The sequence below is a fragment of the Paenibacillus sp. JGP012 genome (assembly GCF_014203995.1).
In the GTDB taxonomy this organism is placed as follows: Bacteria; Bacillota; Bacilli; order Paenibacillales; family Paenibacillaceae; genus Paenibacillus; species Paenibacillus silvae.
The window spans coordinates 190,466-207,040 of the sequence record NZ_JACHKG010000001.1; the positions used below are offsets into that span (position 1 = coordinate 190,466).

Genomic DNA, 16,575 nt, shown 5'->3' on the forward strand with positions numbered 1-16,575 from the left:
AATGACAAAACATATTACGGATTGTACAATTCTGAACAACGGAGTGACGATGCCATGGCTTGGAATCGGGACGTATAAGGCAAAGGGGAAGGAAGTTCAGCAGTCGGTAGAGATTGCGCTGGAGGTTGGCTATCGCAGCATTGATACCGCGTCGGTCTATGGGAATGAGGAGGAAGTAGGACAAGCTATTGCGAGCAGTGGCGTTGCCCGTAACGAGCTCTTTGTAACGACAAAGCTATGGAATGATGACCAGGGCTTCGATTCCACGCTTCGAGCTTTTGAAGCCAGCCAGAAGGCGCTTGGGCTGAATGTCATTGATCTGTATCTGATTCACTGGCCTGGCCGGGATCAGTACAAGGAGACGTGGAGGGCATTTGAACGTTTATATAGTGAAGGAAGTGTGCGCGCTATTGGTGTAAGTAATTTTCAGGTGCATCATCTGCGCGATCTTATAGATGAAGGCGGTACGGTGCCTGCGGTGAATCAGGTGGAATTGCATCCGGGTCTGATTCAGCAGGAATTACAGGATTTCTGCGGAGAACAGGGTATACAGCTGGAAGCCTGGAGCCCGATTATGAAAGGCAAGCTGAATCAGGATTCGACACTCAAGGGTCTGGCCCAGAAGTATGGCAAAACACCAGCCCAAATCATTTTACGCTGGGACATTCAGAATCAGATTGTGACCATTCCCAAATCGGTAACGCCTGAACGGATACGGGAGAATGCAGATATTTTTGATTTTGAGCTGACGCCGGATGAGCTGAGACAGATTGATGCGCTGGATGCAGACAAGCGTACAGGACCGCACCCGGATCAGTTATTTTGGGATTAAGGAGCGAAGCCGTATTCAATACGTGCATGTCGATTCAACGTAGGTGGGAGCTCCGGGCACGAATCGTTCTTTCGATCGCTCCGCTTCTACAAAATCGATTTCGTTCCCTCCGCAGCAACGCTTCATCGGAGAGACACGTAAAGATTAAACTTCGATAGGTGAGGGGCGTTAACAAAAAAAGCAGCAGGCTCTCGGGATTGTTTCCCGGACCTGCTGCTTTTTTAGTTAGACGGTTTGTTTGCCGGGATTTCGCAGCCCTCGTCTGTGCATACACCGCCATCTGCTGTGGCATCTGCAGATTCAACGATCGTGAAAGGGGAGTGCTCATCCCATGCTTTCTGCAGCGCATTCAGGAACACTTCATCAGGCTGTGCGCCGGAAACGGCAAATTTGCGATCCAGTACGAAAAACGGGACACCCTGAATGCCGAGCTGTGCACCTTCTGCTTGATCGGCACGAACGTTTTCGGTGAACTCGTCACTGGACAAGACGGCAGCTGCGGCATCACGATCCAGTCCCACATCCTGAGCCAGATCAGCTAATACCTTATGGTCACCTGCGTGTTTTCCTTCAATGAATATAGCCTGGAACAAGCGTTCACTCAGTTCAAGTGCTTTGCCTTGCGTATCCGCCCAATGAGTTAAGCGGTGAGCCGCAAAGGAGTTCGTAGGGATCATGGCATCAATGTTGTATTCCAGACCAGCAGTGCGGGCGTTGGCATTCATCTGCGCGTTCATTCCCCGAGCCTGCTCCTCGCTGATGTTGTACTTGGAGGAAAGGTACTCCGTGTTCGTTTTACCGCTGTTCACTTCCGCGTTAGGATCAAGCTCAAAGCTTTTGAATTGCAGCTTCACTTTATCCCGGTGAGGGAATTGCTCCAGCACATTTTCCAGACGGCGTTTGCCAATATAACAGAAAGGGCACATAAAATCGGACCATACTTCAATATTCATTATATTTATAACCTCCATTATGTTCGAAAATGAAACTATTATAGTTACAATTATAAAGCGACTTTCAACAATTCGCAAGTTAATCGTGTTTATTGCGATAAGCTTTGGACCAATGATCAGGCTGGAGTTCATTTAGTGTTTTGAAAATAAGCTGTCCGGAGGGGGCGTATACTGCTGCTTTTACTTCCTCCCCCCAGAAAAAGAGGCGCTCCTGACAGATACCGCAAGGTGTGAGTACCTTGAATGCGGAGTGTTCATCATCACGTGCAATGCAGAGGGAGTGAGTAACGCGCTCATTTAATATGTGAGCCTCCAGATAAGCCCCGGTTTCCATACATAGATGTACAGCATCATTAATGACTTCCGGTGCCACGCTAATAAGCAATGAACCGGCATCTGTGTATACAGCGCCCGCTCCACCCCATCCTTGGGGATAACGCTGCTTAACAAATTCGGCGGCGGCATCAAACAGTTTCTGTTCTATATCATGTGAATGGATATTGGATGTCATGCAGTGATATTCTCTCCTTTTTGGTGCGTATTAATGGTTTTCCTCGCGAAACTGTCGAATCAGGTCAGAGGTAATCAGAGTGTCGGAAACATGCAAACGCTTCGAGGCCTGATCAAAACCGGCTTTGCAGGCGTTGATATCCGTAGTTTCGTGTGTAGACAGATCATAACAGGCCCCGCTTGTGTAGATGTAATCATCTGAAGGAATGTAGAATACCTTGCCATCCGTGAACGAGCCGTTACGCAGTACGACCATGCGTTCCGAGCCATCGTACACGTTGTTCCCCATATGGTAATAGGATTCATCGGATATTCCAAGCAAATGCAGCACTGACGGTGTAATATCCAGCTGTCCGGCGGGTTGTTCGAACGTACCTGCTTCCGCTCCGTCCGGTAAATGTACCAGCAGGGGTACTTCGTTCATAATCTGGGCCATATCCAGATCATTCAGCTGGCGTCCGAGAAATTGTTCGTATAAAGGTTTGTCTTTGATGGAGTTGTCGTGGTCACCGTAGAACATGAAGATCGTTTTCTCCCATAATCCGCGATTCTTCAAGTCCTCTACCAAACCGCCGAGCGCCGCATCTACGTAATGAACGGACTGCAGGTAATTCCCAAATATGGTACCCTGGAATTCACCCACATCAAGCTGCTGCTTATCCTTGGGAAGAGAGTAAGGATGATGACTGCTTAGTGTGATGAGGAACGAGTAAAAGGGCTCCTGGACCTCACTGCTCATTTTCTCTACAGATTGACGGAAAAAGGATTCATCCGATAAAGACCAGCCAAGCGGGTCGTCTTCAACAAAATCATTTTTACTGTAGAACTTGTCGTACTTCATATTTTGATACATCGTATATCGGTTCCAGAAGCTGCTCTCATAGGCGTGAAATGCGTTGGTGCTGTACCCCTGATCCTTCAAGATAGAAGGCAGCGAGTCATACGTATGATCCGGATAACGGACAAACGCAGATCCTGCCGAAAGAGGATGCAGCGAGATGTTGGCACCAAAGTCAGCATCCGATGTTCTGCCCTGTCCGGTCTGATGATAGAAGTGACTGTAATATTGGCTTTCTTTCATCAATTCATTAAAATGCGGGGTAATCTCCTGACCGCCAATGCTTTGGCCGATCATGAAATTCATAAAGGCTTCGCCCTGCACAATAATGACATTGCTGTCTTTATATTTTCCAAACAAGGCCTGATTGTGCTGTGATGCATTTGACTTCTGTCGATCTGCAAAATAAGCCTGCACCTGTTCAACATCGGCTGGATCAGCCTCGGCGCCGGAACCGATATTGTCCTTGACATAAGAATATACATCGTAGCCATGAAACGCGAGCAGTCCGGTTACATTGTACATGGATACATTCCACCAGTGGTTATCAAACAGGCCTTTGGCCCAGGTTTTGCCGGAATAATAGATGGGTCCTGCGCCAAGGCTCAGTCCCAATACAAGGGTTATGCTGCCTGTGAGCAGGCGGCGGTGAAGACGTTTCTTACGAGAAACAGAGGATGCATGTGTTGCAGAAGAGTTGTCTCTATATCCTCCGTTATAGCTGCTCGTGTACATTCCTGAGTTTTGACCAGAACGATCGCGTTTGCTGAACAGCATGATGACTGCAGATGGAATGACTAGCAGAAGGTCGGCAAAAAACCAAACATCACGCGCATAGATCAACGTTACGATACTATCGCCAAGGGAGTCCACCTGCCGTGCCTGTAACAACACCGGGACAGTAAGGAAATCCTGAAAGTAGCGATAATAGACCATATCGGCATAGATTAGAGCGGTGAGAAGCAGGTGAAGGACAGCAAGGGCTGCAATCATGCCTCTACGCGGCAGCCACCAGACCCAGAATGACAGGAGCAGAATGGATCCGATCGCAATGACTTTATCAAGCAGTCCCATCGTAATGTTGTAGGCATGCAGATTATGATGCAGCAGCATCAGTTTAAGCAGAATGAGTATGGTGAAGATGACATATAACGTCAATGGATGACGCAGAAGCCTGCGCGTTCCGGAGCTGCGCATCAGCTGAGTAACAACCATGTTATTTCCTCCTTGAGTAAATAGGATAAGTAGATATGATAAGTAGATTGAGCAAGTTGATAGGATGAGTAGGTAGAATAAGTAAATAGAATAATGCCGGATGTAAATGAAAATAAAAAAAGAAAACTTGTTCGCTTGTTTTGTTAACGCAGTGTAAAACAGGGCTTCATATATTATAGCGTGACCGCCTGGCATTTCAACTAGGCTTGTCATAACCGCCGCCTGTTCGCGAACAAAGCAAAAAACGCCCAGGCCGACAAAGGCTTGAGCGTTTCGACATAAAGTTTGTTTTAGGCTTGCGTTGTTTTGTTACGCGGAGGCAATGGGCCCAGGTATTGATAATACTGGGTTTCAATCCGTCCGTTAAACAGCTTGCGGCGCTTGTCCGCTTTGTGTCCGAAGTATTCTTCAAATGCTTTGGTGGAAGTAATTGCAAAAAATGACCATGTCGGCATCTCCAGATAGGTGCGTCCAAGGGAGCGGAGCAGCTTCTGAACTTCCTTTTCTTCACTCAAACGTTCGCCATAAGGCGGGTTGGTAATAATAACGCCATACTCGCCTTGAGGTCTGGCCCGGTGGGCAGGCAGTACGCTGACCTCAATATCTTTGGCAAAGCCTGCACTTTTGATTGCGGCCTGCGCAACCTCAATGGCTTCAGGATCAATGTCACTGCCAGCGATCTGAAGCGGAACGTCGTCACGGACTGCATCAAATGCTTCTTCCCGTGCTTGTTCCCACAGCTCCGCAGGAATGATGTCCCAGTTCTCCGAATTGAAGGTGCGGCGAAGACCTGGTGCGATGTTCCATCCAATCATAGCTGCTTCAATCAACATGGTACCTGAACCGCAGCATGGATCGTAGAACGGACGGGACACATTCCAGCGGCTGAGCTGAATCAATGCAGCTGCGAGCGTTTCTTTCAGCGGAGCTTCCGTAACGAGTTTGCGATATCCGCGTTTGTGAAGTCCCGGCCCTGTCGTGTCCAGCGTGATGAGCGCGCGATCATTCAGCAGAATGACCTCGACGACATAACGTGCACCATTTTCAGGAAACCATTCCGTGTGATGTGTCAGCTTGAGCTTCTCGACAATCGCTTTTTTGACGATACCTTGAGATGCAGGTACACTGCTTAGCTGGGACTTCTGGGAGCGTCCTTCCACCGGGAACTCACCGTTCGCGGGAATCCATTCTTCCCAAGGCAGTGCTTTGGTACCCTCAAACAATTCATCGAAGGTGGTTGCAGGGAATTCACCCATGTTGACTAATACGCGGTCCGAGCTTCGCAGCCACAGGTTACATCGGCAAATATCAATGTAATCTCCTGTGAAAAATACCCGTCCGTTATCGACCTTGACATCGTCATACCCCAGCTGCTTCAATTCTCGGGCAACAACGGCCTCAAGTCCCATCGCAGAGGTTGCAATCAGTTGCAATCGAGCCATGTGATTCATTCAACTCCATTTCGCGCCGCAGCGGGCTTACCCTCTGGCAGCGATATAGTAACGGTGCGGCCTTGCCGCTTTCCGTGAAAAAACTTACAATGAGTAATGCGGTCTGCGCCGCATCCATTTCAATGCAGGTGATGCCGTGTTCATTATTCTGTGTTGGATAACAAACATTCATTATAAAACATTGGCAACCATATGAAAAGCAGTACCAAGGTATTTATATAAACAACAGTACCAGGGTATTGATATGGAACGCTGTCCAAGTATCCAAGGAGGAACTTCGTGGTGAATCTGACCCCTGACGAATATGTAGATCAATTATTTCAAGAGGATGAGCTTTTGTTAAAAGTAAAAGAAGCCATTCGGGCGAATGGCATGCCGGAGGTTTCAGTTGCGGCGGCTTACGGTCGTCTGTTAACCTTTCTGGCCAAAACCTCGAAGGCTGAAGCCGTGCTCGAAATCGGTGTGCTGGGCGGGTATAGCGGCATCTGTCTGGCTCGCGGATTAAGTGATGGAGGAACCTTGACTTCCCTCGAACTGAAAGAAGAGTACGCAGCGATGGCTCGCGGACATCTGGAGGAGGGAGGGTTCGGTGATAAAGTGGAGTACCGGATCGGGCCTGCAGCATCCAGTCTGGAGCAATTGGCACAGGAGGGACGTACTTTCGATTTCTTCTTTATTGACGCAGATAAAGAAAATTATCCGGTGTATCTGGATTACGCCATTCGGCTTGCGCGTCCAGGTGCAGTCATCGTAGGGGACAACTGCTTCCTGCGCGGTCGCACGCTTAACCCGGACAAGCAGGGTCCGGCCGTGCTTGCTGTTCGCCGATTCAACGAGCAGATGGCGAGTGATCCACGTCTCGTCACGACTATGCTGCCTGACTACGATGGCTTGGCACTCGCTTGGGTGAAGTAGAACGATTGAACTTCGTTGAAGGCTCAGTTAAAAACCTGGATGAACCCAGGATTGAATGTAAAATTATATCGCGATGACGTGCAGCTTTAATTTATGCGTACAGACGACAAAAGCTCGACCTCCGCCCCGATGTTATCAGGCAGTGGATCGCTGACAGCGCTGAAAATCACACGATAAACGTAAAGGGCAAAAAGCAAAAAAAGCCGAGACAGGATGAATATCTGCTTCGGCTTTTTTGCGTATTCATAACGATGATTTAGCTGGCTTACACCTGTGGTGTGCCGTAGGTCTCAAACCATTTTTTAATCGTATCAAAATCATCACTGAAGGAGAGTCCGAGCATCAAAAGGATGCGTGCTTGCTGCGGGCTGAGGTTATCCCCGGCAATAATGCCTTTACCGCCGCCATAGACGCTGCCGGAGCCTGTCCGGGTTGTCGTTACGAAAATAACCCCTTCTTCAATCGCCTTGGTCCGGGCTTGTCCCATGGCTCTGGAGATGCCGCCTGCGCCTGTTCCGGAGGTGACAATGCCCTTCACTCCGCTTTTGACAAAGCCTTCAATGGCTCCCCCGCCTGCTTCCTGATAAGAGATTGCAATCTCTACCTTGGCAAGATCGGCTTTGGTAATTTTGCTAAGATCGAATACAGGCTTCGCTGTGCCCTCCGGTTTCATGGCGCGTGCAGGAGCACGATAGATTCGAATGTTTTCCTCATCAATGTAACCGACAGCGCCTAGCATTGGTGTTTCAAAGGTATCAGTGCGGTAGTCATTCGTCTTGGTTACGCCGCGCGCAAGCTGAATCGTATCATTGAGCATCAGCACGGTGCCAAAGGATGTGGTCCGGCCGCTGCCTGCAAGTTTGATGGCATTGTACAGGTTGGCTTGGGCATCAGAGCCGATAACCGTCCATGGGCGCATGGAGCCTGTAATGACAACAGGCTTGTCACTTTGAACCGTCATATCCAGGAAGTAGGCAATCTCCTCCATTGTATCTGTACCTGTCGTAACAACAACGCTGTCATATTGGGACAGTGCCTTATCTACTGTTTGAGACAAGTCGTAGAGGTCAGCCATCGAGTAGGAGCCTGAACCGGAGTTGCCGAACTGCAATGTGCTGACGTCTGCAATTTTTTGCTTGTCCGGCAAATCTTTGACCATGTCCGCAATGAGCAGTGTGCCTGCCTTGTAATTTTGGAAGCTGGTGGCGTCTTCGGATTGTCCTGCAATCGTCCCCCCTGTACCAATAACAAGCACATTAGGAAGAGAAGACTGCTTGGAGGATTCCGGCACAGCCGGGATGGTTGTGTTTCGTGCTGGAGTGGCTGGTGCAGGCTGAACAGCGCCTGTCGTGCCCTTCACTTCTACGGTAGCAGCCTGGGCGGCATACGTTCCCACAGGGGAGAGGGATAGGGTGAGGGCTGTTAGTGCAGCGGTACTCCAAACGGCCCAAGGACGAAGGTAAGATGATTTTTTCATGCTGACACGCTCCTTCAAGTGAAATGTGTGTGAGGTATTCTCTTTTTTTATGTATAAAGATTAAGATTATTTTATTTTGTGTTAGTTAATATGACAAATGATGATTATGATAGAGATAACGGTTACATTCAAAGTTAAAGAGAGTATTCGTGCTTTTTTTAAAAGAAAATGACCTATTTATGTACCGGATTAGTCTTTGATTAAAGAAAATAGTAGCGAGTTTAATATAGGAATTATAAATATATTGTAAATAAATATGACATTGATTGTATTCGACAATTTCAGGGAAGTTTGGAGTAGGGGATGGGCCGTAAGGCTTATTTACCGTGTTTTATTGGAATTAACATCCAGTTATGTGTATAATGATTATGAGTTTATATGTAAATAAATATATATTATTGATTGGAGGAAACACGATGAAACAAGCGCCCCGAAAATATGCCAATTATATCCCGATTCGGGAATTGCACAGCAAGGAGCGGCAGTTATCCCCCTTCCAGGTGTATGCAGAACTTCGTGAGAACACTCCAGTCCGTTATGATGAGCATCGAGAATGCTGGGATGTGTTTCGTTATGAAGATGTGCATTATGTACTGAAAAATCCAAAGCTGTTTTCTTCCGAGCGTAACCGTGCGAGTTCCAGTTTGCTGACAACAGACCCGCCCAAGCACAAGCAGCTTCGTGATCTGGTTAATCAGGCGTTTACTCCAAAGGCCATTGAAGCGCTGTCCCCGCGAATTCAGGAGATTACGGATGAGTTGCTTGCCCCGCATCTGCCCGGTGAGAAAATGAATCTGATTGATGACCTCGCAGCGCCGCTGCCCGTCATCGTCATTGCTGAACTGATCGGTGTTCCGGCTTCGGATCGCCGGGAATTCAAGCTTTGGTCCGATGTGCTCGTGAAGGGTGCACGCGATGACAGCGAGCAGGCATTTCAAGAGTTAACGGATGAAAAGCGACAGAATATCCAGGAGTTATATGCTTATTTCACTGAAATTTTGGAACAACGCCGTTTAGAACCGAAGGATGACCTCGTCTCCTTGCTGCTTGCTGCAGAGATTGAAGGTCAGAAGCTGACGGTGGAGGAGGTTGTCAATTTCTGTATTCTCCTGCTGGTCGCAGGGAATGAAACTACAACCAATCTGATTGCCAACGCGGTGCGTATCCTCTCTGAACAACCTGAATTACAGAACGAGTTGCGTGAGCATCCGGATCGGGTGGCGAGCGCTGTAGAAGAAACATTGCGGTATTATCCGCCAATTGTAGCGATAGGGCGTGTAGCAAGGGAAACGGTGGAATTAAACGGACAAACCATTCAGGCGGGAGATCAGGTTATTTCCTGGGTGGGGGCTGCGAATAGGGACCATGCTCAGTTTGAACGTGCAGATGAATTCGTATCGGATCGGAAGCCGAACAGGCATATGGGATTCGGGTTTGGTATTCATTTCTGCCTTGGTGCACCTCTGGCTCGTTTGGAGGCGAGAGTTGTATTGCACACGCTTCTTCAACGTATGGAACATATACAACTGGTACCTGAAACGGTGCTGGAGCCGATCCAAAGCCCTTTTGTCTTTGGTGTGAAGGAATATCCCATTCAATTTCACGAACGACAAGCAGAGTAGCGCCGCGTACCCGCTCTGCACACAGAAAGAAAGCCGCTCTCAGTCCCGCAAGGGGCTGAAGCGGCTTTTTGTACTTGTTATAAGCTGTATGTTACACCCTGAAGGTGAGTGCTGTCAGCATCTCGCCCTATTCTTGCATAAACGCCTGTTATCTTCACGGTTCACCCATGCGCACAGGCCTTTTGTACAGCTTGAGCCGGACCCAAACCATATTAAGCAGCAGCAGTGAGCCGGAAACGATAAACAGTCCCTCAATGCCGATAAACCCGGCCAGAAATCCGCCGATGATAGCGCCGAGCATGTTGCCAAGCGCCAGGGTACTGGTATTAAAGCTGAATGCCCGGCTGATCATGCTGTCAGGAGTATATCCCCGAATCAGCGCATTTACACTTGGAAGCAAACCGCCCATAAATACACCCATGACGAAACGGACCAGAATGAGCTGCCACACGGTTTGAACAAAAGCCTGCGGGATCAGCATAAGACCAGTACCGATCAAGGAGAAGGTAAGCACCTTATGGGGGCCTACTCGGTCACTTAATTTTCCGAGTACAGGCGACATTGCCATATTGGACAACCCTGTGACTGCACCAACCATTCCGGCCCAGAAGGCTACGTCTACTGCGGTCCCGTGCAGTTTTTGCACGTATAAAGGCAATAGTGACATCGGACTGATCATTGCAAATTGCAGCAGGAACGTCACAGCGAACAGCGCTGGCAGCTGGGGCGATTTGCTAAGCTCCTTCAGACCGGATAAAACGGATTGATCCGGGAGCTTTGCTGCTTTTTGACGGTCGAATTTCTCTCGCACCAGGAACATGGCCAGCAAGGAAGCCGTGAAGATAAGTCCGCCTGTAATATAAAAAATAGGACGAAATCCGACTGCATCCGCCAGCAGTCCGCCAATCAGAGGTCCCAGAATGGTGCCTGCCACCTGCCCGGACTGACTGATGCCCATGGCGAAGCCCATGCGATCCTTCGGCGTTGTGCCTGAGATCAGAGCTACGGCTGCCGGATTGAAACCGGAGATGGTGCCGTTCAGCAGCCGTAACAAGAGGAGCTGCCAGGGATTCTGCACAAAGCCCATCAGTGCAATAACGATGGCCATGCCAAATCCGGAACGAAGCAGCATAATTTTGCGTCCGTATTTATCAGACAGCTTGCCCCAGAGTGGTTGAAATATAAAAGAGGTAAGGAAATTGGCTGCAAAAATAAATCCGGCCCAGATGCCAATTTCATGCTCTCCTACGACGCCTAGATCTCTGGCGAGAAATAGCGAGAGAAACGGTGTAATCATGGTCATGCCTGCATTAACCAGAAACTGCCCGAACCAAAGCACAATGAGATTAACTTTCCATGTTTTCAATGTGCTTTCACTTCCTTTCAAATTTTCTGCAACTCTTGATGCAAAGATTTTTTTGCAAAACATTTGATATGAAGAATCTTTGCAAAACACTTGATATGAAGATTCTTGCAAGTATTTTCTGAAACTCTCAAAAAAGCCATTCTTTTATTATATCACAATTGGCATATTAAAGATGGGTTATTGAATACATCGAAAGCAGGCTAAACCAAAGTATGAAATAGGGTGTAACGAATGTCATAGTATTGTCACTTGGAACACATCCCCAAATGGTTGTTACGGCTGTTTAAAAAGGGCATAATGGTAGTTATGAGTCCAAAAACTATTGGAGGCTTCTTAATATGAGCTATAATGATCGTTTGATTCGGGCAAGTTTCAAACAGCAGGTAGATCGTGTGCCGGTTTGGTACATGCGTCAGGCTGGGCGTTACGATCCTGAATATCGCAAAATCAAAGAAAAGTACTCCTTGCTTGAAATATGCCAGCAGCCTGAGCTGGCGGCTGAAGTTACACTCATGCCCGTACGGAAACTGGGCGTGGATGCGGCTATTTTGTATTCCGATATTATGAATCCGGTTGCTTCACTCGGTATAGATTTTGATATTGTTAAAAATATAGGACCGGTGATTGATAATCCCATTCGTTCCGCAGCAGACGTAGACCGCCTGCGTCCTATTGATGTGGAGGGTGATCTGTCACACATTCTGGAAACGATTCGTATTCTGGACAAGCAGCTCGACGTTCCGCTGATCACGTTTGCGGGTGCTCCGTTTACGATTGCAAGTTATCTGATTGAAGGCCAGCCTTCCAAAGGCTATATCCGAACTAAAACGATGATGTACAGCGAGCCCGAAGTGTGGCATAAACTGATGCAGAAGCTTGGTGATATGGTCATTACATATATCCGTGCCCATATCGCGAATGGTGGTAAGGCATTTCAGTTGTTTGACAGCTGGGTAGGAGCACTCTCTCCCAAAGATTTCAAAACGTATGTACTGCCTACGATTACCCGTATTTTTACCGAATTATCCGATTTGAATGTACCGAAAATTTATTTTCCTGGTGTAGCATCTGGCGAATTGCTGCCAACCCTGCAGGAATTGCAGGCTAATGTGATCGGGCTGGACTGGAGAGTTTCCGTCTCGGAAGGTCGCAGACGACTGGGGGGCAAATTTGCAGTACAGGGCAATCTTGATCCGTATATCCTTACGGCGCCAATGGAGGTAATCAAAGAACAGGCCAAAGCTATTATTGATGAAGGAATCAAGGAGCCAGGATACATTTTCAATCTCGGACATGGGCTGTTCCCTGAAGCTTCTCTAGATAAATTAAAAGAACTAACCGCTTATATTCACGAATATTCAGCAGAAGCCTTGAAGATGGGAGTGACGGCAAACAATGACTAAGACCGTAGGTGTACTGGTGATGTCGTATGGCACGCCTGAAAATATGGAAAGTATTGAAGCGTATTACACGCATATCCGCAGAGGGCGGCCGCCTGAGCCGGAACAATTGAAGGAACTGACAGATCGCTACGAAGCGATTGTTGGCGGTGTATTCCCGCTCCGTGAGAACACGGACAATCAGGTGAGAACACTGCAGGAGACGTTACAGCAGGACGAGCGCCTGAACGGCACCGAGTTTCGCTGTTATCAGGGACTCAAGCATGCGTATCCTTTTATTGAGGACGGCGTGGAGCAGATGGCAAAGGACGGCATTGAAACTGCGATCGGCATCGTGCTGGCTCCGCACTTCTCGACGATGAGCGTAGGCAGCTATATCAAGCGTGCACGGGAAAAAGCGGAAGAGCATGGCATTCGCATGTCCTTTATTGAAAGCTATCATTTGCACCCGAAGCTTATTCAGGCACTTGCTACACGTGTAAGCGCAAAGCTGGATGCTTTTGAAGAAGCAGGAGCGAAGCGTGGGGACGTGAAGGTGCTCTTCAGCGCACACAGTCTGCCTGCGCGAATTGTAGACATGGGTGATCCATATCCGAATCAACTGCTGGAAACCTCCGAAGCGATTGCATCTCGCGTGGGGATTTCCAACTGGCAGTTTACTTGGCAAAGTGCAGGGCGCACCGCCGAGCCATGGCTGGGTCCTGACATACTGGACACACTGCAGGAGCTATCCCGTGAGCAGGTGGAGGATGTGCTTGTGGCGCCGATTGGCTTCGTATCCGATCACCTGGAAGTGCTGTACGATCTCGACATCGAAGCCAAAGCGATTGCGAAGGAAATGGATATGCGCCTGATGCGCATCGACTCGCTTAACAGTGATCCTCTGTACATGGAAACATTAAGCGACTCTATTATAAGCCAATGGCAGCAAGGGTCTGATAACTGATGGAAGACAAGAAACGACGCGTCGTTATTGTCGGCGGAGGCCTTACGGGTCTCAGCGCGGCATTTTATATTCGCAAGCATTACCGGGCGGCAGGTGTTGAGCCGGCGATTACCCTGCTTGAGAAAAGCTCATCCATGGGCGGCATCATTGAAACGCTGCATCGGGACGGATTCGTGATTGAGAAGGGTCCTGACTCCTTCCTGGCTCGTAAAACAGCCATGATTGATCTGGCGAAGGAGCTGGAGATGGATCATGAACTGGTCAGTCAAAATCCGGAGTCGAAAAAAACATATATCATGCAGCGTGGCAAGCTTCATCCGATGCCGGCAGGACTGGTTCTCGGGATTCCAACAGAGCTGAGACCTTTTCTGAGAAGTGGACTTGTCTCCCCCGCGGGCAAGCTGCGGGCGCTGATGGACTTTATTATTCCACCCAAGCGTACGACAGAGGATGAATCACTTGGTTATATGATTGAGCGCAGACTGGGAGCGGAAGTGCTCGAGAACCTGACGGAGCCGCTTCTGGCAGGCATCTACGCAGGAGATATGCGTAAGCTGAGCCTGCAAGCTACCTTTCCGCAGTTTGGAGAGGTAGAGCGGGATTATGGCAGCCTGATTCGAGGTATGATGACGGGGCGTAAACCGACCGAGACACATACTGGCACGAAGCGAAGTGCTTTTCTGAACTTCCGCCAGGGGCTGCAAAGTCTGGTGCATGCTCTGGTGCATGAACTAAATGATGTGGATCAGCGATTGAATACTGCTGCTGTATCTTTGCAGAGATCGGAACAGCAAGACGCAAGATATCGTGTTGAGCTGCACAATGGCGAATGGCTGGATGCGGATGACGTTGTCATTACCGTACCAACTTATGTTGCATCATCTCTGCTAAAACCTCATGTGGATACCTCGGGTCTGGATGCCATCAATTATGTTTCGGTGGCGAATGTTGTTCTCGCTTTTGAGAAAAAAGAGATTCAACATGTGTTTGACGGTTCCGGATTTCTTGTGCCCCGCAAGGAGGGGCGCAACATTACGGCCTGCACATGGACATCCACCAAATGGCTTCACACCAGTCCGGAGGATAAAGTGCTGCTTCGCTGTTATGTTGGGCGTTCCGGGGATGAGCAGAATGTCGAGCTTCCTGATGAGGCGCTCACGGAACTTGTCATGAAAGATTTAAGGGAAACGATGGGCATTGAAGCGAGTCCAATCTTCTCCGAGATTACAAGAATGCGCAGAGCGATGCCGCAGTATCCTGTCGGTCATCTCCAGCATCTTGCCGATCTCCGCAAAGAGCTTGGAACTAAAGTTCCGGGCGTTTATATTGCGGGCGCTGGTTATGAAGGGGTAGGTCTGCCAGACTGTATCCGTCAAGCCAAAGAGATGTCTGTGCAGGCAGCGACGCAGCTTGCTGCGAATTAAAGGCATACCATTTTATTTTAATATCCGTATACAACTTGCCGTCTCTAATGTAGCAGTATCTACAGCAGAGATGGCTTTTTTGTATAAATGTGCTTGGAGTGAAACCGTTTTAGATGTATTGAGAAACATTAAAAAGGAAAGATGCATATCCAGAATATGCTTGTTATAATGGTATGCATATGGATTGTTTGTAAAGAAGAGGAGTGGCTTATGTATCCCCCAAGATCGCAGCGAAGCTCAGTAAAGAAAAAAGCAAGACGTGCACGTAATGTCAAGATCAGAGTTGTCAATCTCATGCTTGTTGCAGCGATCGGTCTGGTCGGTGTGTATTATATCCTCAACACACGTGAACAGCAGCCAGGGCAGCCGATTCCTCAAGAGGCAGCACAGCAGGAGCCGTCTTCAGCAACGGACAATCAGGGCGGCGGTGCAGTCAATGAGCCTGATGCCGATCCGGCTGAAGCACCCGATGAGGATGCTGCTCCTGCAGATGGGCAGCCAGATGCAGGGACGGACAGTACAGATGATCCTGCATCATCTGGAGCAAGTGATCCGACAGAGAATAGCGGTGGGAAAAAAGACACAGGCACAAAGACTTCTGATTCGGATCAAGGTAATTCTGGCAAAGTTGAAAACAGTGGAAACACCAAGGCTCCTGACCCGGCGAATGACGTTACCATTCATTTTGTTGGCGATATTCAATTTTCCGGTAAAGTTGCGGAGCTGCTGGAGAAGAACGGTTATAACTATCCATTCGCCAAGCTTGGCAGCATGTTCAAGGATGACGATTTAACCATTGGTAATCTGGAGACACCGGTAACTCACGGAGGTACGAGTGCAGAAGACAAGTCGTTTGTATACAAATCTTCGCCAAAGGCTCTGCAAGCTATGGCGGCAGCCGGATTTGATGCGGTTAATCTGGCAAACAATCATATCCTGGATCAGGGTGTGGAAGGTTTGGTGGATACGCTGACGTATCTTGAGCAGTATGGTATTGCTCATGCCGGTGCAGGCATGAATGGCACAGAGGCTTACGAGCCTGCTTATTTTGAACGTAAAGGCATGAAGATTGCCTTGCTTGGTTTCAGCCGGGTTGTTCCAGTAGCAAGCTGGAAGGCAGATGGAAATCGGGCGGGGGTGGCGGAAGCGTATGATTCCACAAGAGCGGTTGAAGCGATTAAGGCGGCCCGGAAGAAGGCGGATCTGGTCATCGTTGTAGCCCATTGGGGAGAAGAGCGTGTCAGTACCCCGAACGCAGATCAAACACGACTGGCCCATGAGTTTGTGGATGCCGGAGCCGATCTGATTATTGGTGGTCATCCTCATGTTTTACAAGGTCTCGAAAACTATAAGGGGAAATGGATTGCATACAGTACGGGCAATTTTATTTTCACAAGATCTACTACGGAAGAAACCTGGAAGACAGCTGTGTTTCAGGCTAGCTGTAGCCGGGATGCGAAATGCAGTATGAAAGTGATCCCGTATGAAGCGGCTCTAGGGCAGGCTGTACCGATGCTTGATGATGCAAACCGGCTCCTGCTGGAGCAGATGGCAAAAATGTCGCCAGGTATTCGCATTAACACCAATGGGGTTGCTACGCTTAACTAAACCAGCCTGCTGCTGAGG

The 16,575-nt window shown here is 48.7% G+C and carries 13 protein-coding genes; 7 read left to right on the forward strand and 6 right to left on the reverse strand.

Annotation, left to right across the window (positions count from 1 at the left end; all coding sequences use genetic code 11):
* The first annotated feature begins 1 nt into the window (after position 1).
* Positions 2-832 (forward strand): aldo/keto reductase, encoded by an 831-nt coding sequence (locus HNR77_RS00870; RefSeq protein WP_184179807.1) that lies wholly within the window; start codon positions 2-4, stop codon positions 830-832.
* 221 nt (positions 833-1,053) lie between these two features.
* Here the strand turns inward: HNR77_RS00870 and HNR77_RS00875 are convergent, their stop codons facing one another.
* The 4 genes from HNR77_RS00875 to HNR77_RS00890 all read right to left on the reverse strand — a co-directional run bounded on the left by HNR77_RS00875 (position 1,054) and on the right by HNR77_RS00890 (position 5,790).
* Positions 1,054-1,785, reverse strand: coding sequence for a DsbA family oxidoreductase (locus HNR77_RS00875; RefSeq protein WP_184179809.1), 732 nt, complete (start codon positions 1,783-1,785; stop codon positions 1,054-1,056).
* A gap of 79 nt (positions 1,786-1,864) precedes the next feature.
* Positions 1,865-2,296, reverse strand: coding sequence for a cytidine deaminase (locus HNR77_RS00880; RefSeq protein WP_184179811.1), 432 nt, complete (start codon positions 2,294-2,296; stop codon positions 1,865-1,867).
* A gap of 30 nt (positions 2,297-2,326) precedes the next feature.
* Positions 2,327-4,348: an LTA synthase family protein gene (locus HNR77_RS00885; RefSeq protein ID WP_184179813.1), complete on the reverse strand. Its 2,022-nt coding sequence runs from the start codon at positions 4,346-4,348 to the stop codon at positions 2,327-2,329.
* 290 nt (positions 4,349-4,638) lie between these two features.
* Positions 4,639-5,790 carry a THUMP domain-containing class I SAM-dependent RNA methyltransferase gene (locus tag HNR77_RS00890; RefSeq protein ID WP_111272762.1) on the reverse strand — a complete coding sequence of 384 codons (1,152 nt, stop codon included), beginning with the start codon at positions 5,788-5,790 and terminating at the stop codon, positions 4,639-4,641.
* A gap of 291 nt (positions 5,791-6,081) precedes the next feature.
* On the opposite strand from HNR77_RS00890, the gene HNR77_RS00895 reads away from it, so the two are divergent.
* Positions 6,082-6,714 carry an O-methyltransferase gene (locus HNR77_RS00895; protein ID WP_184179815.1) on the forward strand — a complete coding sequence of 211 codons (633 nt, stop codon included), beginning with the start codon at positions 6,082-6,084 and terminating at the stop codon, positions 6,712-6,714.
* Positions 6,715-6,979: 265 nt separating this feature from the next.
* On the opposite strand, the gene HNR77_RS00900 is transcribed toward HNR77_RS00895, so the two are convergent.
* Complete coding sequence (locus HNR77_RS00900; RefSeq protein ID WP_184179817.1) at positions 6,980-8,191, reverse strand: asparaginase; 1,212 nt, start codon at positions 8,189-8,191, stop codon at positions 6,980-6,982.
* Between the two features lie 416 nt (positions 8,192-8,607).
* Between HNR77_RS00900 and HNR77_RS00905 the strand changes: the two genes are divergently transcribed.
* Positions 8,608-9,813, forward strand: a complete 1,206-nt coding sequence (locus tag HNR77_RS00905; RefSeq protein ID WP_184179819.1) for a cytochrome P450 — start codon at positions 8,608-8,610, stop codon at positions 9,811-9,813.
* A 154-nt stretch (positions 9,814-9,967) separates the two neighbouring features.
* Here HNR77_RS00905 and HNR77_RS00910 read toward each other — a convergent pair whose 3' ends face one another.
* Positions 9,968-11,179: an MFS transporter gene (locus HNR77_RS00910; protein WP_184179822.1), complete on the reverse strand. Its 1,212-nt coding sequence runs from the start codon at positions 11,177-11,179 to the stop codon at positions 9,968-9,970.
* Positions 11,180-11,517: 338 nt separating this feature from the next.
* Here HNR77_RS00910 and hemE point away from each other — a divergent pair, with 338 nt between their 5' ends.
* The 4 genes from hemE to HNR77_RS00930 all read left to right on the forward strand — a co-directional run bounded on the left by hemE (position 11,518) and on the right by HNR77_RS00930 (position 16,557).
* Positions 11,518-12,582, forward strand: a complete 1,065-nt coding sequence (gene hemE / locus HNR77_RS00915) for a uroporphyrinogen decarboxylase (protein ID WP_184179825.1) — start codon at positions 11,518-11,520, stop codon at positions 12,580-12,582.
* Positions 12,575-13,525 carry a ferrochelatase gene (hemH, locus tag HNR77_RS00920; RefSeq protein ID WP_184179828.1) on the forward strand — a complete coding sequence of 317 codons (951 nt, stop codon included), beginning with the start codon at positions 12,575-12,577 and terminating at the stop codon, positions 13,523-13,525. The genes hemE and hemH overlap by 8 nt, the downstream gene beginning before the upstream one ends.
* Entirely contained in the window at positions 13,525-14,949 is a 1,425-nt protein-coding gene (gene hemY / locus HNR77_RS00925; protein WP_184179831.1) for a protoporphyrinogen oxidase, read from the forward strand. Before hemH ends, hemY begins: the two co-directional genes overlap by 1 nt.
* 210 nt (positions 14,950-15,159) lie before the next feature.
* Positions 15,160-16,557, forward strand: a complete 1,398-nt coding sequence (locus HNR77_RS00930; protein WP_184179834.1) for a CapA family protein — start codon at positions 15,160-15,162, stop codon at positions 16,555-16,557.
* The last annotated feature ends 18 nt before the right edge of the window (positions 16,558-16,575 follow it).

Excerpts from the sequence above, each read along its gene's own strand:
- HNR77_RS00905 (WP_184179819.1), top strand. The coding sequence starts at position 8,608 with ATGAAACAAGCGCCCCGAAAATATGCCAATTATATCCCGATTCGGGAA.
- HNR77_RS00900 (WP_184179817.1), bottom strand. The coding sequence starts at position 8,191 with ATGAAAAAATCATCTTACCTTCGTCCTTGGGCCGTTTGGAGTACCGCT.
- HNR77_RS00930 (WP_184179834.1), top strand. The coding sequence starts at position 15,160 with ATGTATCCCCCAAGATCGCAGCGAAGCTCAGTAAAGAAAAAAGCAAGA.
- HNR77_RS00870 (WP_184179807.1), top strand. The coding sequence starts at position 2 with ATGACAAAACATATTACGGATTGTACAATTCTGAACAACGGAGTGACG.
- HNR77_RS00880 (WP_184179811.1), bottom strand. The coding sequence starts at position 2,296 with ATGACATCCAATATCCATTCACATGATATAGAACAGAAACTGTTTGAT.
- HNR77_RS00875 (WP_184179809.1), bottom strand. The coding sequence starts at position 1,785 with ATGAATATTGAAGTATGGTCCGATTTTATGTGCCCTTTCTGTTATATT.
- HNR77_RS00885 (WP_184179813.1), bottom strand. The coding sequence starts at position 4,348 with ATGGTTGTTACTCAGCTGATGCGCAGCTCCGGAACGCGCAGGCTTCTG.
- hemE (WP_184179825.1), top strand. The coding sequence starts at position 11,518 with ATGAGCTATAATGATCGTTTGATTCGGGCAAGTTTCAAACAGCAGGTA.
- hemY (WP_184179831.1), top strand. The coding sequence starts at position 13,525 with ATGGAAGACAAGAAACGACGCGTCGTTATTGTCGGCGGAGGCCTTACG.
- hemH (WP_184179828.1), top strand. The coding sequence starts at position 12,575 with ATGACTAAGACCGTAGGTGTACTGGTGATGTCGTATGGCACGCCTGAA.
- HNR77_RS00890 (WP_111272762.1), bottom strand. The coding sequence starts at position 5,790 with ATGGCTCGATTGCAACTGATTGCAACCTCTGCGATGGGACTTGAGGCC.